The sequence below is a fragment of the Streptomyces genisteinicus genome (genome assembly GCF_014489615.1).
Classification (GTDB): Bacteria; Actinomycetota; Actinomycetes; order Streptomycetales; family Streptomycetaceae; genus Streptomyces; species Streptomyces genisteinicus.
Map to the genome: position 1 here is coordinate 1,036,062 of NZ_CP060825.1, position 20,973 is coordinate 1,057,034.

Genomic DNA, 20,973 nt, shown 5'->3' on the forward strand with positions numbered 1-20,973 from the left:
CTCTCGATCGGGTCGGTGTCGTCCCCCGGGACCCCACCACAGTGCCAGCCGGGCCGGGCCGTGGGGTAGAGACGTTCGTCACCCCCGCGGCCCGGCCCGGCGCCGCTCACGGCTCGCGGACCGGGCCCGCCGTCAGTGCACGCCGACGGCCTCGAGCGCCCTGCGCTGGGCCGGCGTCGGACGCACGGGCCAGAACAGGTAGCAGATGCCGCCCGTGCCGGAGACGACCCTGCCGCTCGCGTTCAAGCGCTTGGTGCGCAGCCAGATCCGCTCCCACTCGGCGCGGCGGTAGACCCGGCGCACCGCCTCGTTGCTCGGCGAGGCGGGGTCGTTGGCGACCACGTCTCCGTCCGGGGTGAACCCGACCACGGTCATCAGGTGTCCGGACGTGCCGTATCCCGCGCCGGTCAGTTCCTTCTCGAGGAAGGACTGCGACGTTATGGCCGGGATGCCGGCACGGACGAGCGTCTCCAGGTCCGTCAGCGAGGTCAGCCGGGTGACCACGGCGCTCATGTCCCGGTACGTCGCGGCGTAGGCCGCGTTGAACGGCCAGTTGCCGCAGCCCGCGTACTGGTAGTCGTACGTGAAGCGGGCGGCGTGGCACACCTGCGGGTCGTCGAACTCGGGGTTCACCCAGGCCAGTTCCGCGGCCGTCGGCCCGCGGCCCCAGTACTCGACGATCATCTGCGAGGAGGTGGGGCTGCACCACGCCTCGCCGCCGTTGTCGTACTCCGGGTACTGGCCGACGTGGGTGTTCTGCGAGTAGCGCGGCACGTCGAGCTCGCGTGCCGGGCCCGGTACGGAGGCGGGCACCTCGAACCGGTCGGGGACGTCGGACGCCATGGCTCCGAGCCGCCACACCGTGGGCGTGAGCCGGGTGCCGGGCCTGCGGTAGAGGGTGACCCGGAGCTGGTACGAGGTGAGGCGCAGCCCGCTCGCCGCGTCGTCGACGGCGAACGTGTCGGTCCACACCGACGCCTTGCCGTCGCCCTGGTCGTCGACCGAGGTGCGCCGGATGTCGCCGTCGCCCGAGGCCCAGTGCCCCATCACGAACCAGGGCGTCCGGCCTCCGTCGGAGTAGCGTCCGCTCAGTTCGATGCGGATCCAGGTGCCGGGCGGGGTGTCCGCGTTCCAGGAGGCGACGGCCTCCGTGGCGGGCACCGCCGAGCGGTGCTCGGGCGATGTCCAGGTCGCGTACTCCCAGCTCTGGGTGCGTCCGGTGTGGGGATCGGTGATCTCGGCGCTGCCGAGGGGTGCGGCGATCACGACCCCCGGGCGGCGGCCCGCGACGGCCCGGACGCCCGCGGCGTCCCCGCAGCGCCAGTCGGTGTAGGTGGACCAGAAGCGGTTGTCGACGGTGCGGGGCGCAGCCGGGGCGGCGGTGGCGGCCCGGCGCGGGGCGGCGGCGCCGGCCGGGGCCGCGGAGCCCAGGGCTCCGGCGCTCGCGGCGGCGACCGCGGCGCCGATGACGGTTCTGCGCGAAGCGGGTCTGGCCATGGGACCCCCAAGTCGGGTGCTCGTCAGTGGGGCCACTATCCCGGCTGCGGCGGCGGGCGGCCAGCACTTCGGAGACGCGTCGACGGAGCAATATTGGTCTGGTCCACTGAAGGTCCGCCTTCCGTGGCACCGGGCATGACCTGCGGTGTTCACGGTCCCTACGCTGGTGCGCATGGACGATCTCGGACAGCTGGCCACCGCACTGGCCGCCCTCGCGCCGTCGTGCGGACCGGTGCGGCTGATCGCCGTCGACGGCCACGCCGGTTCCGGCAAGACCACCTTCGCCGCACGTCTGGCCCGCGCGTGCGGCGAGGGGACGCCGGTGCTCCACCTCGACGATCTGGCGACGCACGATGAGCTGTTCGCGTGGACGGACCGGATGCGCCGCGAGGTGATCGACCCGCTCTCGGCCGGCCGCACCGCGCTCTTTCACCCGTACGACTGGAATCTGCGGCGGTTCCTCGACCCCGTGCCGCTCCCCGCCGCACCCGTCGTCCTCGTGGAAGGCGTGGGCGCCGGACGGCGGGCGCTGCGGCCGCAGCTGGCGGCTGTGCTCTGGATGGAGAGGGCGGCCGCGTCCTCGTGGGACCGGGGCAGGGCCCGCGACGGCGACGGCCTCGCGGACTTCTGGGACGGCTGGACAGCGGCGGAGACGCGCCATTTCTCGGCCGACCCGTCCCGGCCCCATGCCGATCTCCTGGTGCGGGAGTGCTGTGAGGGATACGAGTGGCGCCCGGGCCCCGCGGGACGCCATGAGAACGCCCGAGCGTGACCGAGCGTGACCGATTGATTTCGGACACATTCCGGGGGTCGAACGGGACCCCGAAGCGGCTTCAACTCGGCTTGACCGAGGGGGCTTACAGGTCTTACGTTCTCAATGTGCGGCTTTTCGGAGCCGCCGCAGACGCGAAGCCCCCGGTTGTTCCCCCGTGATCGGGGGCTTCGTTCTGCCCTCTCCGCCGCCGCGCACACACCGTGGCAGGCGATTCTCACCCTGGGTAGTCGGCGCCGACCGGCCCCTCGCGCCCTTAAACGGGCCTCCGCACGCGGGTACCATGCACCCCGGTGGGCTCAATTCCCTTCCGCGGCACGACCGTTCGGTCCGGCCGCCGGTGGACGCCCCCCGCACGACGACACTGGTGGACGGTTGGTGGGGGATGGTGGGGGACCCTGTGGACGGCGGCACGCACAGCCCGCGCACACCTGCCGAACTCGCCTGGCTGCGCGGGGTGGACGCCTGCACCATGGGTGCCTACCCGCAGGCCGAGGAGGAGTTCCGCGGGGCCGTGAGGCTCGACCCGGGCATGGCCGACGCCTGGCTCGGACTGCACGCCCTGCGTGCGGAGACCACGACGGCGCTGCTGCACATGTACCGCCACCGCGACCGCTTCGGCGAGCAGCGCGCCCGGCACCGCCGCACCCTCAACTCCTGGTACTGGCTCGGCTGGTGGGTGCAGCCGGTGCTGGAGAGCAGCAGGGACCTGCTGCTCGCCCACGCCTCCCACTGGCTGGACGGCCGCCACGTGGCCGAGCTCGACCGGGCGCTGGCGGGTCTGCCGCCCGTCGACACCGACCCGCAGGTGCGATTCCTCCACGCCTGCCGCGCGTACCTGGTAAAGGACTGGGAGCAGCTGGTGCGCCACACCGAACCGCTCGTCGACGACCCCCTGCTGGGGATCGAGGCCGGACTGTTCGGGGGCATGGCCCGGGTACGGCTGGAGATGTACGGGCAGGCGGAGCCCATGCTCGCGGCCGCCCTGATGCGCTGCCGCAGCGAGCAGCCCCAGCGCAAGGAGCTGCGGTACTGGCTCGCCCGGGCCCACGAGGGAACCGGGCGCAGCGCTGCGGCGCTGCCCCTGTACCGGGCGGTGCACCGGGTGGACCCGGCGTTCATGGACACCTCCGCGCGGCTGGCGGCGATCGCGGAGTACGACGGATTCGACGACTACGACCCCGACCCGTCCGGGCTGGCGGCCGTGTCACTGGCCGGGTTCGGCGCGGACCTGCGGTCCGAGTCGAAGGCCCCGGCCCCGGCCGACCGGCTCGGCGGCGAGGCCGCCGGCGACCTCGTCGACCTGGGGGACGTCCCCGACGACCTCACGGGACAGCGGCCCGGAAGCGGGAACGCGCCGCCGCCGCGGGAACCGTCGGGGCGTGGGCCGGGGGCGTCGCGTCCCGTCGCTCCGCCGCCCTTCCCGTCCGGCCCCACCGATCCGGTGCTGCTGTCCGAGGCGCTGTCCGAGCTGGAGCGCATGGTCGGCCTGGAGCCGGTGAAACGCCAGGTCAAGGCGTTGTCCGCACAGCTGGAGATGGCCCGGCTGCGAGCCGGCCAGGGCCTTCCCGTGCAGCCCCCGAAGCGCCACTTCGTCTTCTCGGGCCCTTCCGGCACCGGCAAGACGACGGTGGCCCGCATCCTCGGCCGGGTGTTCTACGCCCTCGGGCTGCTCGGCGGCGACCACCTGGTGGAGGCCCAGCGGGCCGACCTGGTCGGCGAGTTCCTCGGCCAGACGGCCGTCAAGGCCAACGAGCTGATCGACTCGGCGCTCGGCGGCGTGCTCTTCGTCGACGAGGCCTACAGCCTCTCCAACTCGGGTTACAGCAAGGGCGACGCCTACGGCGACGAGGCGCTCCAGGTCCTGCTGAAGCGGGCGGAGGACAACCGCGACCACCTCGTGGTGATCCTCGCGGGCTACCCGGAGGGCATGGACCGGCTGCTCGGGGCGAACCCGGGGCTGGGGTCCCGCTTCACCACCCGTGTCGACTTTCCCTCCTACCGGCCGCTGGAGCTCACCGCGATCGGCGGCGTGCTCGCGGCCGAGAACGGCGACGCGTGGGACGAGGAGGCGCGGGACGAGCTGCGCTCGATCAGCGGCCACGTCGTCGGCCAGGGCTGGATCGATGAACTGGGCAACGGGCGCTTCCTGCGGACGCTGTACGAGAAGAGCTGCGCCTACCGGGACCTGCGGCTGTCCCAGTACCCGGGAACTCCGGGCCGCGAGGACCTGTCGACGCTCCGGCTGCCGGATCTGATGCAGGCCTACGGCGAGGTGCTGTCGGGCCGGGGCCCGGCCTCCCGGGACCCGCTCGACCCCTGACCGGCCGGGTGCGCCGGAGCGCGGCCGCGGCCCGGTGCGGTGGGGCGCCCGGACGCCCCACCGACCGGTCAGCTCGCCAGTGCGGTGCCGCCGGGCGCCGACCGCGGCACCCGGGTGAGGGTGACGCGGTGGGCGGGGTCGCGCACCTCCCCCACCAGCTTCTCCAGCACGTCCTCCAGCGCGACCAGACCGAGCACCCGCCCGTCCGGCCCGGCGACCTGGGCCAGGTGGCCGGCGGCCCGCCGCATCACCGTGAGCGCGTCGTCGAGCGGCAGTTCGGCCCGCAGCGTGGCCATCGGACGCCACACGTGCTGCGGCACCGCGCGGTCCGCCTCCTCGGCGTCGAGCACGTCCTTGACGTGCACGTACCCCATGAACGGCCCGGAGCCCCCGGCGCAGACGGGGAAGCGGGAGTACCCGGTGCGGACGGTCAGCTCCTCCACCTGGCGCGGTGTCACGGACGGGTCCACGGTGACCAGGGTCCCCCGGGCGATCAGCACCTCGCTGACCGGCCGGCTGCCGAGTCCCAGGGCGTCCTCCAGGCGCTCCTGCTCGGCCGGCTCCAGGAGTCCCGCCTGGCCCGCGTCCTCGACGAGGCGCCCCAGCTGGTCGCTGGTGAACACGGCGTCGACCTCGTCCTTCGGTTCGACCCCGAAGCCGCGCAGGATCAGTTTGGCGCAGGCGTCGAGGGCGGCCGTGAGGGGCCGGCAGAGCCGGGCGAAGGCGACGAGACCGGGGCCGAGCCGGAGCGCGGTCCGCTCGGGGGCGGCCATCGCCAGGTTCTTCGGCAGCATCTCGCCGATCACCAGATGGAGGCAGACCACGAGCGCCAGCGCGATGGCGTATCCGAGGGGGTGGACCAGGCCGTCGGGCACCCGCGCCCAGTGGAACGCGGGCTCCAGCAGCCGCGCCACCGTCGGTTCGGCGACCGCGCCGAGGGTCAGCGAGCAGACGGTGATGCCGAACTGGGCGGCCGCCATCATCCGGGGAAGGTGCTCCAGGCCGTGGAGCACCTGGCGCGCCCGCGCGGAACCCGCGGCGGCGAGCGGTTCGATCTGGCTGCGCCGCACCGACACCAGGGCGAACTCGGCCCCCACGAAGAAGCCGTTCGCCAGCACCAGCAGCAGCGCGAGGAACAGCATCAGGGCGCTCACCGCGGGACCGCCCCGGCCGCAGGCGCGCCGGCCGTGCTGACCAGGCGCACCCGTTCGGCGCGGCAGCGCCTCACGTCGCGCACCGAGAGCCGCCAGCCGGGCAGCTCGGCCCGGTCCCCGGGTGCGGGGATGCGTCCGAGGAGGTCCGCGACGAGCCCGGCGACGGTCTCGTAGGGCCCTTCGGGGACGTCGAATCCCCGGCGGCGCAGGGTGAGGACCCGGCAGCCGCCGTCGACGTCCCAGGCCGGCCGGCCGTCCTCGGATGCGGCGGGCACGAGGTCGGGACGCTCGTCGGCCTCGCGGTCGTGCTCGTCGCGGACGTCGCCCACGAGCTCCTCCACGATGTCCTCCAGGGTGACCACGCCGGCCGTGCCGCCGTACTCGTCGACGACGACGGCCATCGGCTGCTGGGCGCGCAGCCGTTCGAGCAGCCGCTGCACGGGCAGCGTCCCGGGCACGAGGAGCGGGGCCACCGCGACCGCGGCGGCGGACACCCGCCGCCGCTCCTCGGCACGTACCGCGAGGGCGTCCTTCAGGTGCACCACGCCGGTGACGTCGTCGATCCCCGCGCGGTAGACCGGGAACCGGGAGAGCCCGGTCGCCCGGGTGAGGTTGAGGACGTCGGCGGCGGTGGCGTCCGCGTGGAGCGCGCAGACCCGTACCCGCGGCGTCATCACGTGCTGGGCCGTGAGACCGCCCAGCGAGAGGGTCCGCACGAAGAGGTCGGCGGTGTCCTGTTCGAGCGTCCCGGCGCGGGCCGAGTGGCGGGCGAGCGACACCAGTTCGCCGGGGGTCCGGGCGGAGGCCAGTTCGTCGGCCGGCTCGACGCCGAGCAGCCGGACGGCGCGGTTGGCGGCCGCGTTGAGCAGGGTGATGACGGGACGCAGCGCGGCGGAGAACACGGTCTGCGGACCGGCCACGAACCGGGCGACCTGCAGCGGGCGCGAGACGGCCCAGTTCTTGGGGACCAGTTCGCCGATCACCATCTGGACGGCGGAGGCGAGCAGCATGCCCACGACCACCGCGAGGGTCGCCACGGCACCTTCGGGCAGGCCCGCCGCGGTGAGCGGGGCGTCGAGCAGCCGGGCGAGCGCCGGCTGGGCGAGCATCCCGACGACCAGGGAGGTGACGGTGATGCCGAGCTGGGTCCCGGACAGCTGGAAGGAGAGTTCCCGCAGGGCGGTGACGACCCGGCCGGCGCGGCGGTCGCCGCCGGCCGCCGCGGCCTCGGCCTCGGGGCGCTCGACGGTGACGAGGCCGAACTCGGCGGCCACGAAGAAGCCGTTGGCCAGGATGAGAAGGAGTGCCGCACAGAGCAGCAACAGGGAGATGATCATGCCGCCGCCTCCGGGGAGGGGGCGGCGCAGGTACTGCCGGACGATCCGTCCATTGCCGGAGGGAGTCACTCCTCGGGTCGCGGGAAGGACCCCGCCGGCCCATGGGGGCCTCTCGGGCGGGGCGGGGCGCACCGGGCGCCGCCGCGCACCAGAGTAGTCACGCCGGGCCCGGACGGCTCCCGCCGTTGCGCCCGCAGCGCCGGGCGTCGTGTGGGCGAGGAGGGACCTGCGCGACGCGCCCTAGCGGACGTCCGCGCCGGCGCCCCGCGCGTCGACCAGCGTGCGCAGGGCGCGGGCGTGCGCGATCGCCTGCGCGCGGGCGATGCCGGGCTGGATGCCGAGCGCGGGCATGCTGGTGCCGTCGCTGAGGTCCAGGAAGACCCAGGGGTCGCCGGGACGGAGGTTGACGCGCAGGATCTCGGCCCAGGCGAGACGGCGCGTACGGGTGAGGTTGACGATCGTCACCCCGTCCTCGTCGGCGACCACCTTCGGCCGGCTGAGCAGCGCGAGCACCCCGAAGAACAGCAGGGCGACGAAGACGAAGCTCAGCCGCTCCGGCGGGCTGAGCCGGTCGAGGAGCAGGGTGACGGCGATGATGACGGCGCACATCACCGCGCCGACGCCGAGCAGGACGATCCTGGTGCGGGTGGGGCGGAAAGTCACCGGCAGCGCGGGGGCCGGCGTGGCGGGTGCGGACATGGTTCCGGTGCGTCCGTCCGTCAGAGCCGGCAGGCGTGGATGGCGGTCGTCAGGATGGCCCGTGCGCCCAGGGCGTAGAGGTCGTCCATGATCCGCTGCGCCTCCTTGGCGGCGACCATGGAGCGGACGGCCACCCATCCCTCGTGGTGCAGGGGGGAGATGGTCGGCGACTCCAGGCCGGGGGTGAGGGCGACGGCCTGCTCCAGGTTCTCGACGCGGCAGTCGTAGTCCATCATCACGTAGCTGCGCGCCACCAGGACGCCCTGGAGGCGGCGCAGGAACTGCTGGACCCGGGCGTGGTCGGGGTCGGCGCCGGTGCGGCGGATGACCACGGCCTCGGAGGTCATGATCGGCTCGCCGATGACCTCGAGTCCGGCGTTGCGCAGGCTGGTGCCGGTCTCGACGACGTCGGCGATGATCTGGGCGACGCCCAGTTCGATCGCCGTCTCGACGGCGCCGTCGAGGTGGACGACGGAGGCGTCGATCCCGCTGTCGGCGAGGTGCTTGGCGACGATGCCCTCGTAGGAGGTGGCGATCGTCATGCCGCCGAAGTCCTCCACGCCCTGCGCGGTGCCGGGCCGGGTGGCGTAGCGGAACGTGGAGCGCGCGAAGCCGAGCCGGAGGATCTCCTCCGCGCTCGCCCCGGAGTCGAGCAGCAGGTCGCGGCCGGTGATGCCGATGTCGAGGCGGCCGGAGCTGACGTAGATCGCGATGTCGCGCGGCCGCAGGTAGAAGAACTCGACCTCGTTCTCGGGGTCGACGAGGACGAGCTCCTTCGACTCCTTGCGCTGCTGGTAGCCGGCCTCATGGAGCATCGCCGACGCAGGTCCGGACAGTGAACCCTTGTTGGGGACGGCGATGCGCAGCATGAGACGGGCTTCCTTCGTTGACGTGACGGGGTTTCGCGCGGACGGTCCGCGTGACGGGGCGGAACGGCTCAGAGATGGGCGTAGACGTCGTCGAGGGAGATCCCCCGCGCCACCATCATCACCTGGACGTGGTAGAGCAGCTGGGAGATCTCCTCGGCGGCGGCTTCCTTGCCCTCGTACTCGGCGGCCATCCAGACCTCTGCGGCCTCCTCGACGACCTTCTTGCCGATGGCATGCACACCCTTGTCCACCAGTTCGGCGGTACGGGAGGTGGCGGGGTCGCCGGTCGCGGCCTTGTGCTGGAGCTCGGCGAAGAGCTCCTCGAACGTCTTCTTGGACATGGTGCTCCCACCCTACGCGGAAGTGCGCTCCCCTCAGCGCCAGGGTTCAGATACTGAACGCAGGATGGTCGCGGTGGCCACCGCGGCGGTGACCGCTTCGTGGCCCTTGTCCTCGTTCGACCCTTCCAGTCCGGCCCGGTCGAGCGCCTGCTCCTCGGTGTCGCACGTGAGCACCCCGAAGCCGATGGGGACGCCGGTGTCGACGGAGACCTGGGTCAGTCCCTGGGTGACGCCCTGGCACACGTACTCGAAGTGCGGCGTGCCGCCGCGGATGACGACGCCGAGCGCGACGACCGCGTCGTACCCGCGGCCCGCCAGGACCTTGGCGACGACGGGCAGCTCGAAGCTGCCGGGCACGCGCAGCAGGGTGGGCTCGTCGATGCCCAGCTCGTGCAGGGCGCGCAGGGCGCCGTCCACGAGGCCGTCCATGATCTTCTCGTGCCACTGGGCCGCGATGACCGCCACCCGGAGGTCGCCGCAGTTCTTCACGCTCAGTTCGGGCGCGCCCTTGCCGCTCATGTCTCTCCTTGGACTTGCTGATCGAGCTGGGAGGTACTGGCCTGCCGTGTGTGCGGCAGGCTCACTGGTTGCCGCAGGCCGACGCCCCGGGGGCCTCGAGCCACGGCAGGTCGTGCCCCATCCGGTCCCGCTTGGTGCGCAGGTACCGGAGGTTGTGCTCGCCCGCCTGGACGGGCATCGCCTCGCGTCCGACGACGCCGATGCCGAGCCGGGTGAGCGCGGCGACCTTGTCCGGGTTGTTGGTCATCAGCCGCACGCTGCGCACGCCGAGGTCGGCGAGGATCTGGGCGCCGGCCGCGTAGTCGCGGGCGTCGGCGGGCAGGCCCAGCTCCAGGTTGGCGTCGAGGGTGTCGCGGCCGCGTTCCTGGAGCTCGTAGGCGCGCAGTTTGGACATCAGCCCGATACCGCGGCCCTCGTGTCCGCGCAGGTAGACGACGATCCCGCGGCCGGCCTCGGTGACGCGGCGCATGGCGGCGTCGAGCTGGGGGCCGCAGTCGCAGCGCAGCGAGCCGAAGATGTCGCCGGTGAGGCACTCGGAGTGGACCCGCACCAGGAGGTCCTCGCCGGTGCCGAGATCGCCGTGGACGAGTGCCACGTGCTCGACGCCGTCGACGGTGGAGCGGTACCCGTACGCGGTGAAGTCGCCGGCGGCGGTGGGCAGGCTGACCTCGGCCTCGCGCCGCACGGTCGGCTCGCTGGAGCGGCGGTAGGCGATCAGGTCCTCGATCGAGATGATCGTCAGGCCGTGCTTGCGGGCGAACGGGACGAGTTCGGGCAGCCGCAGCATCACCCCGTCCTCGCCCGCGATCTCGACGATCGCCCCGGCCGGGCGCAGCCCGGCGAGGCGGGCGAGGTCGACCGCGGCCTCGGTGTGGCCGGGGCGGGTGAGGACGCCGCCGGGCTTGGCGCGCAGCGGGAAGACATGGCCGGGGCGGACGAAGTCGGCGGGCCCGGCGCGCCCGCCGGCGAGCAGCTGGAGGGTGGTGGCGCGGTCGGAGGCGGAGATGCCGGTGGTGACGCCGTAGGCGGGACCGGCGTCGACGGAGACGGTGAAGGCCGTCTGCATCGACTCGGTGTTGTCGCCGACCATCTGGGGCAGTTCCAGCCGCTCCAGCTCGTCGTTCTCCATCGGCGCGCAGATCAGGCCGCGGCACTCGCTCATCATGAAGGCGACGATCTCGGGCGTCGCCTTCTCGGCGGCGATCACCAGGTCGCCCTCGTTCTCGCGGTCCTCGTCGTCGACGACCACGACGGGGCGGCCCGCGGCGATGTCGCGGATCGCCTGTTCGACCGGGTCGAGGGAGAGGTCCTCGGCGCCGTCGGACGCGTACCAGGTGGGCAGTGCGCTCATGCTGCGACTCCTTCCAGGGCGGGCCGCGGCTCACGGGAGCGCTGCCACCAGTCGTAGGCACCCCAGACGACGAGGGCGAAGTAGATCACGTAGACCAGGCCGGAGAAGGCCAGGCCGCTGCTGAAGGCGAGCGGGACGCCGACCAGGTCGACGAGGAGCCAGGCGAACCAGAACTCCACCAGGCCGCGGGCCTGGGCGACCATCGCGACGAGGGTGCCGACGAAGATGTAGGCGTCGGCCCACGGGCTCCAGGAGAGCGACGGGAAGGCGGTGAACAGCCCGCCGACGGCGAGCGTGCCGGCCACGGCGCCGCCCAGCAGCCAGGCGCGTTCCCGCCAGGTGGCGAAGCGGACGGCGATGGAGCCGTCCTGCGCCTGCCGGCGGCCGCGGGTCCACTGGTGCCAGCCCCAGACCGCCACCCCGATGACCAGGAGCTGCTTGCCGACGCCGCCGCTGAGGTGGGCGGAGGCGTAGGCGCCGACCAGGATCACGCCGGAGAGCAGCTGCGCGGGCCAGGTGAGCACCGAGCGCCGCCAGCCGAGGGCGAGGGCGATGAGCCCGATGGTGTTGCCGAGCATGTCGGACCACATGATGTGCTGCCCGAAGGCGGTGAACGCCTCGGTGTTCAGCCAGTGCAGGGCGCTCACTTCGCACGCTCCGCGCCGTCCGCGCCGAGCAGCCGCTCGACGTACTTGGCGATGACGTCGACCTCGAGGTTGACGGGGTCGCCGGGCTGCTTGATCCCGAGGGTGGTGAGCGCCAGCGTGGTGGGGATGAGGCTGATGGTGAAGTGGTCGGCGCCCGCGTCGACCACGGTCAGGCTGACGCCGTCGACGGTGATGGAGCCCTTCTCCACGACGTACCGGGCGAGCTGCGGGGGCAGCGAGACCTTCACGATCTCCCAGTGCTCGGAGGGGGTGCGGGCAAGGATCTCGCCCGTGCCGTCGACGTGCCCCTGGACGATGTGGCCGCCGAGGCGGTCGCCGACGGCCGTGGGCCGTTCGAGGTTGACCCGCGAGCCGGCGGCGAGCGCGCCGAGGCTGGAGCGCTTCAGGGTCTCGGCCATCACGTCGGCGGTGAACTCGCCGTCGGCGGTCTCGACGACGGTGAGACAGACGCCGTTGACGGCGATGGAGTCGCCGTGCTTGGCGCCGTCGGTGACGACGGGGCCGCGCAGACGGAAGCGTGAGGCGTCGCCGAGGTTCTCGACGGCGGTGACCTCACCCAGTTCTTCGACGATTCCGGTGAACACTCAGGCTCCCTTGGGGACGGTCGCGGTGACGCGCAGGTCGGGTCCGATGCGGTCGGTGGCGTTGACGTCCAGCCGCAACGCTTCGGTGATGGTGGTGATTCCGGCGTCGGCGAGGGCCGCGGGGCCGGCGCCGAGGAGTACGGGGGCGAGGTAGCCGACGACCCGGTCGACGGCTCCGGCGGCGACGAAGGAGCCGGCCAGCGTCGGGCCGCCTTCGAGGAGCACCGAGCGGACGCCGCGCCGGTGGAGTTCGGCGAGCAGGGCGTGGACGGCGATGCCGCGCTCGCCGGCGGGGAGCCGGGCGATGCCGACGCCGGGCAGGTGGCGGGTGTCGGCGTCCTCGGCGACGGCGATCAGCGTGGGCGCCGCTCCGTCGAGGACGCGGGCGGTCGGCAGGACCGACGCCCGGCTGTCGAGGACCACGCGCAGCGGCTGGGTGACGCCCTCGATGCCGCGGACGGCGAGGTGGGGGTCGTCGGCGCGCAGGGTGCCGGAGCCGACGACGACGGCGTCGGACTCGGCGCGCAGCCGGTGGACGTCGGCGCGGGACTCGGCGGAGGTGATCCAGCGGCTGCTGCCGTCCCGGGCGGCGACGCGGCCGTCGAGGGTCGCGGCGTACTTCCAGGTGACGTGGGGGCGGCCGAGGCGCACGGCGGTGAGCCAGGCGGTGTTGCCGGCCTCCGCCTCGTCCTCCAGCAGGCCCTGCTCGACCCGCACGCCGGCGGCGCGCAGCGTGTCGGCGCCGCCGCGGGCCTGCGGGTTCGGGTCGGCGACCGCGTACACGACGCGGGCGACGCCCGCCTCGATCAGCGCCTGCGCGCAGGGGCCCGTGCGGCCGGTGTGGTTGCAGGGTTCGAGGGTCACGTAGGCGGTGCCGCCGCGGGCGCGGGGTCCGGCCGCGCGGAGGGCGCCGACCTCGGCGTGGGGACCGCCGGCGCGCTCGTGGAAGCCCTCGCCCACGAGGTGTCCCGAGGCGTCGGCGACGACGCATCCCACGACGGGGTTGGGACTGGTGGAGCCGAGGCCGCGGGCGGCGAGCGCGACGGCTCGGCGCATGGCGGCGGTGTCGGCTGCGGTGGCCACCGGGTCCTCCTGCCTCTTCGGGCACGGACTCCGGGGCCTGTCAACGAGGACAGGGAGCGGGAACGACCTGGTGCACGCGAACGCCGGGCCGAGCGCGGGTACGCCGCTGACGGCGACCTGCGCAGACGGCCGGCGCACCCGTGGGTGTCGCCCGCCGCGCACTGCCTCCCATCCGGACTTTAACCGTCGGTCCAGGAGTTTCACCTGGTCAACCGGCCGCTGGATGCGGACGGGTCGCGGACTGTAACCGCCGGTTCGGAATTGCACCGACCCCGGAGTGCGCTGCTGCTGATACAGGGCCAGTGTGCCACGTCCGGACGCGGGCCAGGCGGGTGACGGCCATGACCTGGCTCACATCCCACGTGACGGACACTTTCGTCCCGCCATCCGGACGGGGCGTTGCGTCGCCCCCTCCCCCACCTGCACCGAGATTGGTCCAGACCTATTGACGGGCTGGTCTAGTCCTCTTAATCTCTGCGTCACCTCCGCGGATCCGGCCCGGCGGTGCGCGCACACCACGGGCCAACCACTGAAGTCTGCAAGCCAGTTGTGCCAGCAGTGCCCTTCGTGCAAGGCCGAACACCCTCCGGAACCCGCCGCCCCGACGCGGCCCGGGGGATCCCCACCAGGAGGAACTGACCGTGCAGTCCCCCACCCCCCTGAGAGCCTCGCTGCTCGCCGCCGGCGCCGCCGTCGCCGCGCTGCTCGCGGGTTCGCTCTCGGCCGGCGTCTCCCACGCCGCCGTCGACAACAGCACCTGTCGCCCCGACGGGCTCTACGCCACCCCCGGCGTCGACGTCCCCTACTGCTCCGTCTACGACGAGAGCGGCCGAGAGAAGATGGGCGCCGACCACAAGCGCCGCATCATCGGCTACTTCACCAACTGGCGTACGGGCAAGGACGGGAAGCCGTCGTACCTCGCCTCCGACATTCCGTGGGACAAGATCACCCACATCAACTACGCCTTCGCCCACGTCGACTCGGGCAACAAGCTCTCCGTCGGTGCCGACGGGCCGAACAACGCCTCCACCGGCATGACCTGGCCGGGCGTCGCGGGCGCCGAGATGGACCCGTCGCTGCCGTACAAGGGCCACTTCAACCTGCTCAACAAGTACAAGAAGCAGTACCCGGACGTGAAGACGCTCGTCTCGGTCGGCGGCTGGGCGGAGACCGGCGGCTACTTCGACGAGAACGGCAAGCGCGTCGCCTCCGGCGGCTTCTACACGATGGCCACCAACGCCGACGGTTCGGTGAACCAGGCGGGCATCGACACCTTCGCCGAGTCCGCGGTCGCCTTCGTCAAGAAGTACGGCTTCAACGGCGTCGACATCGACTACGAGTACCCGACCTCCATGAAGGACGCCGGCCACCCCGCCGACTTCCCGATCTCCAATGCCCGCCGCGCCGGACTCAACAAGGGCTACGCGGCCCTGATGAAGACCCTGCGCGAGAAGCTGGACCGCGCGGGCGCGGCGGACGGCAAGCACTACCTGCTGACCGTGGCCGCCCCCTCCTCCGGCTACCTGCTGCGCGGCATGGAGACGTTCCAGGTCCAGAAGTACCTGGACTACGTCAACATCATGTCCTACGACCTGCACGGCGCCTGGAACGAGTACGTGGGCCCGAACGCCTCGCTCTTCGACGACGGCAAGGACGCCGAGCTGGCGGCGGCCAACGTCTACGGCAGCTCCCAGTACGGCGGCATCGGCTACCTCAACACCGACTGGGCGTACCACTACTTCCGGGGCTCCATGCCGGCCGGCCGCATCAACATCGGGCTGCCCTACTACACCCGCGGCCACAAGAACGTGCAGGGCGGCACGGACGGCCTGTGGGGCAAGGCCGCCGCCTCCTCCTGCCCGGCCGGGTCCGGCCTGACCAAGTGCGGTGACGGCGCGGTCGGCATCGACAACCTCTGGCACGACAAGGACGACAACGGCGTCGAGTCCCCGGCGGGCTCCAACCCGATGTGGCACGCCAAGAACCTCGAGAAGGGGATCGTCGGCGACTACGTCACCCAGTACGGCTTCCCGGCGAACACCACGCTCACCGGCACCTACGCCCGCAAGTACAGCTCCACGCTGGTCGCGCCGTGGCTGTGGAACGCCGAGAAGAAGGTCTTCCTCTCCACCGAGGACGAGCAGTCGATCGGCACCAAGGCCGACTACGTCGTGGACCGCGGCATCGGCGGCTCGATGATCTGGGAACTGGCCGGCGACTACCAGTGGAACGCCGCCAAGGGCCAGTACGAGATGGGCGAGACCCTCTCCACGCTGATGTACGACAAGTACAAGGCGGCCTCCCCGTACGGCGCCAAGAAGTCGAACGCGGCGCTGCCGTCCGAGGCGGTCGACGTGGACGTCGACTTCACCGAGTTCAAGCTCGGCGACTCCAACTACCCGATCACGCCCAAGCTGCGGATCACCAACAACACGAAGACGGCGCTGCCCGGCGGCACGGAGTTCCAGTTCGACTACGCCACCGCCGCCCCGCCGAACGCCTCGGACCAGTCCGGCTTCGGCACCAAGGTCATCAGCAGCGACCACACCGGCGGCAACGTGGGCGGCCTGAAGGGCGACTTCCACCGGGTCTCGCTGAAGCTGCCGGCGTGGCAGTCCCTGGCGCCCGGCGCCACGGTGGACCTGTCGTTCAACTACTACCTGCCGGTGTCGACGCCCTCCAACTGGACGGTGAAGATCGGCGAGAAGACGTACGCGATCGAGGGCGACCTGGCCCGCGGCACGACCCTCGTCGAGCCGGGCACGGGCGGCAACCCGTCGCCGTCTCCCTCGCCGAGCCAGTCCGGCGGGACCGGCGGCACGGGCGGCGGCGGCACCTGCTCCGCCACCGCGTGGTCGGCGTCGGCCCAGTACGGCGGCGGCACGACCGTCTCCCACGCGGGGCACACCTGGAAGTCCAAGTGGTGGACGACCAACGAAGAGCCCGGCAAGACCGGCGAGTGGGGGGTGTGGCAGGACCTGGGAGCCTGCTGACCCACCGGCCGGCGGTCCCTGACCGCCGGCGCCCGGGGCCCGGTGCCGCGCTCGTGCGCGGCACCGGGCCCCGGTGCGTGCGGGCGTGCCAGGGGGCCGGGGCAGGGGTGCGCGCCTGAGGGCGGGGGCGCGGCCGCGGGGCCGGTGCGTGCTGGGGCCCGGTGCGCGCCCGCGCCCCCCGCCCTCAGGCGGGAACGACCGCCACGGCTACGCCGTACCGCCCGTGAACAGTTCGTCCTGGGCCGCCTCCTGGGCCATCAGCAGGGCGCCGCGCAGTACGGCGTCGCCGCCGAGGGCGCCGGGCCGGACCTCGGTGGGCAGCGGGGACATCGCGGCGAGGCCCGCGCCCACCCGGGCGGCCAGTTCCGGGCCGCCCGCGTGCCCCACCTCCCCGCCCAGGACGACACAGCCCGGGTCCAGCACCGACACCACGGCGGCCGCGCCGAGCGCGAGGCGGCCGGCGAGCTCGTCGAGGAAGGCCGTGTGCCCGCCGGCGACGGCCTCCGCGACCGCCTGAGCGGCGTCGGACGTGCCGTCGTGGGCGCGGGGCGGCAGGCCGTGCCGCTCGGCGAGCGCGCAGACGGCGGCCGACCCCACGAGGGAGTGGAAACCCCCCTCGCAGTCGACCGACGAGGGGGTGCCGCCCGTCCCCGGCACGGGGAGGAAGCCGATCTCACCGGCTCCCCCGGAGGATCCGCGGCGCAGCCGGCCGTCGAGGACCAGCCCGGCGCCGACGCCGTGTCCGAGCCACAGGAAGGCGAACGACTCGCGGTCGCCGGCCGCGCCGCCGGAACGCTGCTCGGCGAGCGCCGCCAGATTGGTCTCGTTCTCCACGAGCACCCGGGCGCTCAGCCGGTCCTGGAGGGCGGTGACCAGCCGGCGGTGCCAGGCGGGCAGTCCGGTGGTCTCCCGGAGCTCACCGCTGGCGGGGTCGATCAGCCCGGGGGCGCCGATGCCGACGCTGTGCAGCCGGTCGGCGCCGGCCCGTGCGGCGGTGCGCTCCAGCAGGGCGGCGGCCTGCTCGACGGCGGGTTCGGTGCCGGTGTCGCCGCCGATGGGCAGGGACGCCCGCGCGAGGGTGGCGCCCAGCAGGTCCGCGACGACGACGGTGACGCTGCGGGTGCGCACGTCGAGCGCGGCGAGGTGCGCCCGGTCGGCGACGATGCCGTAGAGCCGGGCGTTGGGACCGCGTCGTTCGGCGCCGGCCTCTCCCACCACCGTCACCAGTCCGGTCCCCTGGAGGCGTTCGACGAGATCGGCGACGGTGGGCCGGGACAGTCCTGTCATGGCCTTCAGCTGTCCGGCCGTCAGCGGACCCTCCCGCTGGAGCAGTTCCAGGGCGAGCCGGTCGTTGATGACCCGGGCGGTGCTCGGGGATGCGGGCATACCGGAATCCTTCCAGACGGCCCGGTGGGCGCCGTGCGCGGTCGGCAGTTCCCGGGATCTATTTATCAGGCAAGGTTCCTGATAGTTTACGTCGCACGCTCTCGGGGAGGGGTACACCCATATGCTCAGCACACCGTCGGCCGTGCCGAAGCTCCAGCAGCTCAAGCGCGCCCGCATCGCCGTCGCCGTCGTGTTCTGCGTCCACGGCGCGGTCACCGGCAGCTTCGCCACCCGGATTCCGTGGATCCAGGACCACGCCGGGGTGAGCGCGGGCCAGCTGGGGCTCGCGCTCGCGTTCCCCGCGCTCGGCGCCTCGGTGGCGATGCCGCTCGCCGCCGCCGTCAGCCACCGCCTCGGCGCCCGCAACGCACTGCGGGGGCTGCTCGCCCTGTGGACACTGAGCCTGATCCTGCCGTCGCTCGCACCGAACCTGGTGACGCTCTGCCTCGGGCTCTTCGTCTACGGCGCCACCGCCGGCATGTCCGACGTGGCGATGAACGCCCTGGGCGTGGAGGTCGAGAACCGCCTCGACCGGTCGATCATGTCCTCGCTGCACGGCATGTGGAGCGCCGGCGCCCTGATCGGCTCGGCCGTGGGCACGCTCGCCGCCCATCTGGGCACCGACGCCCGGCTGCACCACGCGCTGGCGGCGGCCGCGCTCACCGCCCTCGGGCTGATCGCCTGCCAGGGCGTGCTGGACCTGCGGAGCGCCCCGGACGAGGAGGCGCCCCCGCGCTTCGCGCTGCCGCCCCGTTCCGCACTGGTCATCGGCGCGGTCGGCTTCTGCGCGGTCTTCGCGGAGGGCGCCAGTCTCGACTGGTCGGCGGTCTACCTGCGCGACGTGATGGACACCTCCGCCGGCCTCGCGGCCGCGTCGACCACCGCGTTCGCCCTGATGATGGCGATCGCCCGGCTGGCGGGAGACCGGATCGTGGACCGCTTCGGACCGGTGCGCACGGTCCGCACCAGCGGGGTGCTGGCCACCGCCGGCGGCGTCCTCGTGGTCACCGCGCCGCACCCGGCGCTCGCCATGGCCGGGTTCGGGCTCATCGGACTGGGCGTGGCGGTGGTAGTGCCGCTCGCCTTCGCCGCCGCCGGGCGCAGCGGCCCCAACCCGAGCCAGGCCATCGCCGGCGTCGCCACGATCACCTACACCTCCGGGCTGATCGCCCCGTCCGCGATCGGCGCCGTGGCCGATGTGACGAGCCTGGTGGTCTCCTTCGGCCTGGTGACGGCCCTGGCGCTGGGACTGGTCGTCGGCGCGGGCGTGCTGCGCTCGGCGGGCCGGGAGAGCGCGCCGGTCAGTGCGGGGGACGCAGCAGTGCCCGGCCCGCGTTCCTGAACCGTGCGCTCCACGGCGCGGGACGCAGGGTGGCCGCGTCCAGCCGGACGAGGACGCGGCTGCCGCGGGCGTACGTCGTGGCACCGTCGGCGGAGCAGAAGCGGAAGCCGTAGGTGAGGCCGGTCGTACCGAGGCGGTCGAGCCACAGGTGCACGGCGTACCCGCCGGCGCGGGTCACCGGCTGCTCGTAGCCGATGCGCAGTTCGCGCACCGCGTTGCAGGCGTCCTCGGCCGCGGCCCAGTCGCCCTCGTAGCCGAAACCGTGGCCCGCCCAGTACGCCGCCCACGCCCGTTCGACGAGCAGGGGGTAGCGGGCGTTGTGCAGCAGCCCGAGGGCGTCCAGGTCGTCGAAGTGGACCTCGACGGGGACGAGGACGCCGGGTGCGGCGGAGCCCGCGTCCGCGTCGGCGTCCGCGCAGACGGACGGGGACACGGGGGCGGGCGCGGGCAAGGACGGGGAGGGGGACGGGGCGTGGGTCGTCACGGGTGGTACTCCAGATGCGGGGCCGAGCGGTGGGACCGCCGGTGCGGGCCGAAATCGATTCATCCTAAGCGGTCGCTCAGCCACCCCCCGCGCAGGTCCTCCGCAGGTCTCCGGACCGGGGAGCACTACGATGTCGCCGATCCTTGACTACTGCATGAACTGGAGCGGCCCGTGAAACTCGGCGTGCGCTGGACCCTGCACGGCGACGGGCGGACCCCCGCCCCCGGTGCCGTCGTCCGACCCGACGAGCGGCTGTCATGGCCGAGAACCGCCGGTCTCGGCGCCCAGCACGTGGTCGCCATGTTCGGCGCCTCGTTCGTCGCGCCGGTGCTGATGGGCCTCGACCCGAACCTCGCCATCATGATGTCCGGCGTGGCGACCGTGATCTTCCTCCTCGCCACCCGCGGCAGGGTTCCCAGCTACCTCGGCTGCTCGCTCTCCTTCGTCGGCGTGGCCGCCACCATCCGTGCGACGGGCGGCGACAGCGCCACCGTGACCGGCGCGGTCCTGGTCGTCGGTGCCGTGCTGTTCGCCGCCGGACTCGCGGTGCAGCGCTTCGGCGCGCGGATCATCCACGCCACGATGCCGCCGATCGTCACCGGCGCCGTGGTCATGCTGATCGGCTTCAACCTGGCCCCGGTCACCGCGGCCACCTACTGGCCGCAGGACCAGTGGACCGCCCTGCTCGTCATGCTCTTCACCGGCCTCGCGGTGGTGTGCCTGCGCGGCTTCTTCTCGCGCGTCGCGATCTTCCTCGGCCTGATCTTCGGATACGTCCTGTCCTGGGCGCTGGACCGGATCTTCGGGAAGATCCACTCCCCCGCCGGCGGCGGCGAGGCCGTGGACCACTGGCGCCTCGACCTCTCCGGCGTCGGGCAGGCCGACTGGATCGGGCTGCCCTCCTTCCACGCACCGAGCTTCGAGTGGTCGGCGATCCTGGTCGCCCTGCCCGTGGTCATCGCGCTCATCGCGGAGAACGCCGGCCATGTGAAGGCGGTCGGCGAGATGACCGGCGACCCGCTCGACGACAAGCTGGGCACGGCCATCGCGGCCGACGGCGCCGCGTCGATGCTCTCCACCGCCGTGGGCGGCCCGCCGAACACCACGTACTCCGAGAACATCGGCGTCATGGCTGCCACCCGGGTGTACTCCACGGCCGCCTACTGGGCCGCCGCCGGCTTCGCGCTGCTCTTCGGCCTGTGCCCCAAGTTCGGCGCCGTCGTGGCGGCGATCCCCGGCGGGGTGCTGGGCGGCATCACCGTGATCCTGTACGGCATGATCGGCCTGCTCGGCGCGCAGATCTGGATCAACGCGGGAGTCGACCTGCGCAATCCGCTCAACCTGGTCCCCGCGGCCGCGGGCATCATCATCGGCGTGGGCGGCGTCAGCCTGAAGATCACCGACAACTTCGAGCTGGGCGGGATCGCGCTCGGCACGCTCGTCGTCATCACCGGCTACCACGTGCTGCGGGCCTTCGCCCCCGCCCACCTCAAGGAACCCGCGGCCCGGGAGGAGCCGCTCCTCGACTCGGGCACCTCCTCGTACGACGACGATCCCGAGCGCTGACCCGC

The 20,973-nt window shown here is 73.1% G+C and carries 18 protein-coding genes and 1 riboswitch; of the genes, 5 read left to right on the top strand and 13 right to left on the bottom strand.

Translation table 11 applies throughout. The features are described 5' to 3' along the window. Positions 1-132: 132 nt before the first annotated feature. A complete protein-coding gene (locus tag IAG43_RS04530) occupies positions 133-1,497 on the bottom strand; it encodes a peptidase C39 family protein (RefSeq protein WP_187739463.1) in 1,365 nt (454 codons plus the stop codon). Positions 1,498-1,669: 172 nt separating this feature from the next. On the opposite strand from IAG43_RS04530, the gene IAG43_RS04535 reads away from it, so the two are divergent. Together IAG43_RS04535 and IAG43_RS04540 are read left to right on the top strand one after the other, a co-directional pair. Beyond that, complete coding sequence (locus IAG43_RS04535; RefSeq protein ID WP_187739464.1) at positions 1,670-2,269, top strand: uridine kinase family protein; 600 nt, start codon at positions 1,670-1,672, stop codon at positions 2,267-2,269. Positions 2,270-2,654: 385 nt separating this feature from the next. Then, positions 2,655-4,592, top strand: a complete 1,938-nt coding sequence (locus tag IAG43_RS04540) for an AAA family ATPase (protein ID WP_246574071.1) — start codon at positions 2,655-2,657, stop codon at positions 4,590-4,592. Positions 4,593-4,660: 68 nt separating this feature from the next. Here the strand turns inward: IAG43_RS04540 and IAG43_RS04545 are convergent, their stop codons facing one another. From IAG43_RS04545 to ribD, 10 genes are all read right to left on the bottom strand, one after another. Continuing rightward, a complete protein-coding gene (locus IAG43_RS04545) occupies positions 4,661-5,746 on the bottom strand; it encodes a hemolysin family protein (protein WP_187739466.1) in 1,086 nt (361 codons plus the stop codon). After that, positions 5,743-7,083 (bottom strand): hemolysin family protein, encoded by a 1,341-nt coding sequence (locus tag IAG43_RS04550; protein WP_187739467.1) that lies wholly within the window; start codon positions 7,081-7,083, stop codon positions 5,743-5,745. Before IAG43_RS04550 ends, IAG43_RS04545 begins: the two co-directional genes overlap by 4 nt. Before the next feature lie 240 nt (positions 7,084-7,323). Continuing rightward, positions 7,324-7,782: a PH domain-containing protein gene (locus tag IAG43_RS04555; RefSeq protein WP_187739468.1), complete on the bottom strand. Its 459-nt coding sequence runs from the start codon at positions 7,780-7,782 to the stop codon at positions 7,324-7,326. Positions 7,783-7,802: 20 nt separating this feature from the next. Beyond that, a complete protein-coding gene (hisG, locus tag IAG43_RS04560; RefSeq protein WP_187739469.1) occupies positions 7,803-8,651 on the bottom strand; it encodes an ATP phosphoribosyltransferase in 849 nt (282 codons plus the stop codon). 68 nt (positions 8,652-8,719) lie between these two features. Continuing rightward, a complete protein-coding gene (locus tag IAG43_RS04565) occupies positions 8,720-8,992 on the bottom strand; it encodes a phosphoribosyl-ATP diphosphatase (protein WP_147990811.1) in 273 nt (90 codons plus the stop codon). A gap of 33 nt (positions 8,993-9,025) precedes the next feature. After that, positions 9,026-9,511, bottom strand: coding sequence for a 6,7-dimethyl-8-ribityllumazine synthase (ribH, locus tag IAG43_RS04570; protein WP_187739470.1), 486 nt, complete (start codon positions 9,509-9,511; stop codon positions 9,026-9,028). Positions 9,512-9,572: 61 nt separating this feature from the next. Further along, positions 9,573-10,862, bottom strand: coding sequence for a bifunctional 3,4-dihydroxy-2-butanone-4-phosphate synthase/GTP cyclohydrolase II (locus IAG43_RS04575; protein WP_187739471.1), 1,290 nt, complete (start codon positions 10,860-10,862; stop codon positions 9,573-9,575). Further along, the gene (locus IAG43_RS04580; protein ID WP_187739472.1) at positions 10,859-11,509 is read right to left on the bottom strand and encodes a nicotinamide mononucleotide transporter family protein; all 651 of its coding nucleotides are present in this window, start codon (positions 11,507-11,509) and stop codon (positions 10,859-10,861) included. The genes IAG43_RS04575 and IAG43_RS04580 overlap by 4 nt, the downstream gene beginning before the upstream one ends. Then, entirely contained in the window at positions 11,506-12,114 is a 609-nt protein-coding gene (locus IAG43_RS04585) for a riboflavin synthase (protein ID WP_187739473.1), read from the bottom strand. The genes IAG43_RS04580 and IAG43_RS04585 overlap by 4 nt, the downstream gene beginning before the upstream one ends. Further along, the gene (ribD, locus tag IAG43_RS04590) at positions 12,115-13,197 is read right to left on the bottom strand and encodes a bifunctional diaminohydroxyphosphoribosylaminopyrimidine deaminase/5-amino-6-(5-phosphoribosylamino)uracil reductase RibD (RefSeq protein WP_187739474.1); all 1,083 of its coding nucleotides are present in this window, start codon (positions 13,195-13,197) and stop codon (positions 12,115-12,117) included. It abuts the gene before it with no gap. Positions 13,198-13,351: 154 nt separating this feature from the next. Continuing rightward, positions 13,352-13,482: riboswitch (FMN riboswitch) on the bottom strand. 356 nt (positions 13,483-13,838) lie between these two features. On the opposite strand from ribD, the gene IAG43_RS04595 reads away from it, so the two are divergent. After that, a complete protein-coding gene (locus IAG43_RS04595; protein WP_187739475.1) occupies positions 13,839-16,190 on the top strand; it encodes a chitinase C-terminal domain-containing protein in 2,352 nt (783 codons plus the stop codon). Between the two features lie 207 nt (positions 16,191-16,397). Here the strand turns inward: IAG43_RS04595 and IAG43_RS04600 are convergent, their stop codons facing one another. Next, entirely contained in the window at positions 16,398-17,576 is a 1,179-nt protein-coding gene (locus IAG43_RS04600; RefSeq protein WP_187739476.1) for an ROK family transcriptional regulator, read from the bottom strand. Positions 17,577-17,697: 121 nt separating this feature from the next. On the opposite strand from IAG43_RS04600, the gene IAG43_RS04605 reads away from it, so the two are divergent. Continuing rightward, positions 17,698-18,918 (top strand): MFS transporter, encoded by a 1,221-nt coding sequence (locus IAG43_RS04605; protein ID WP_187739477.1) that lies wholly within the window; start codon positions 17,698-17,700, stop codon positions 18,916-18,918. On the opposite strand, the gene IAG43_RS04610 is transcribed toward IAG43_RS04605, so the two are convergent. After that, a complete protein-coding gene (locus IAG43_RS04610; RefSeq protein WP_425508638.1) occupies positions 18,878-19,369 on the bottom strand; it encodes an acyl-CoA thioesterase in 492 nt (163 codons plus the stop codon). The genes IAG43_RS04605 and IAG43_RS04610 overlap by 41 nt on opposite strands. 204 nt (positions 19,370-19,573) lie before the next feature. On the opposite strand from IAG43_RS04610, the gene IAG43_RS04615 reads away from it, so the two are divergent. Continuing rightward, the gene (locus IAG43_RS04615) at positions 19,574-20,968 is read left to right on the top strand and encodes a uracil-xanthine permease family protein (protein WP_187739479.1); all 1,395 of its coding nucleotides are present in this window, start codon (positions 19,574-19,576) and stop codon (positions 20,966-20,968) included. Positions 20,969-20,973: the final 5 nt, after the last annotated feature.

What these genes read in the sequence shown, in the direction of transcription:
- IAG43_RS04540 (WP_246574071.1), top strand. Translation starts at nt 2,655, where the DNA reads ATGGTGGGGGACCCTGTGGACGGCGGCACGCACAGCCCGCGCACACCT.
- IAG43_RS04575 (WP_187739471.1), bottom strand. Translation starts at nt 10,862, where the DNA reads ATGAGCGCACTGCCCACCTGGTACGCGTCCGACGGCGCCGAGGACCTC.
- IAG43_RS04605 (WP_187739477.1), top strand. Translation starts at nt 17,698, where the DNA reads ATGCTCAGCACACCGTCGGCCGTGCCGAAGCTCCAGCAGCTCAAGCGC.
- hisG (WP_187739469.1), bottom strand. Translation starts at nt 8,651, where the DNA reads ATGCTGCGCATCGCCGTCCCCAACAAGGGTTCACTGTCCGGACCTGCG.
- IAG43_RS04600 (WP_187739476.1), bottom strand. Translation starts at nt 17,576, where the DNA reads ATGCCCGCATCCCCGAGCACCGCCCGGGTCATCAACGACCGGCTCGCC.
- ribH (WP_187739470.1), bottom strand. Translation starts at nt 9,511, where the DNA reads ATGAGCGGCAAGGGCGCGCCCGAACTGAGCGTGAAGAACTGCGGCGAC.
- IAG43_RS04555 (WP_187739468.1), bottom strand. Translation starts at nt 7,782, where the DNA reads ATGTCCGCACCCGCCACGCCGGCCCCCGCGCTGCCGGTGACTTTCCGC.
- IAG43_RS04535 (WP_187739464.1), top strand. Translation starts at nt 1,670, where the DNA reads ATGGACGATCTCGGACAGCTGGCCACCGCACTGGCCGCCCTCGCGCCG.
- IAG43_RS04565 (WP_147990811.1), bottom strand. Translation starts at nt 8,992, where the DNA reads ATGTCCAAGAAGACGTTCGAGGAGCTCTTCGCCGAGCTCCAGCACAAG.
- IAG43_RS04550 (WP_187739467.1), bottom strand. Translation starts at nt 7,083, where the DNA reads ATGATCATCTCCCTGTTGCTGCTCTGTGCGGCACTCCTTCTCATCCTG.
- IAG43_RS04530 (WP_187739463.1), bottom strand. Translation starts at nt 1,497, where the DNA reads ATGGCCAGACCCGCTTCGCGCAGAACCGTCATCGGCGCCGCGGTCGCC.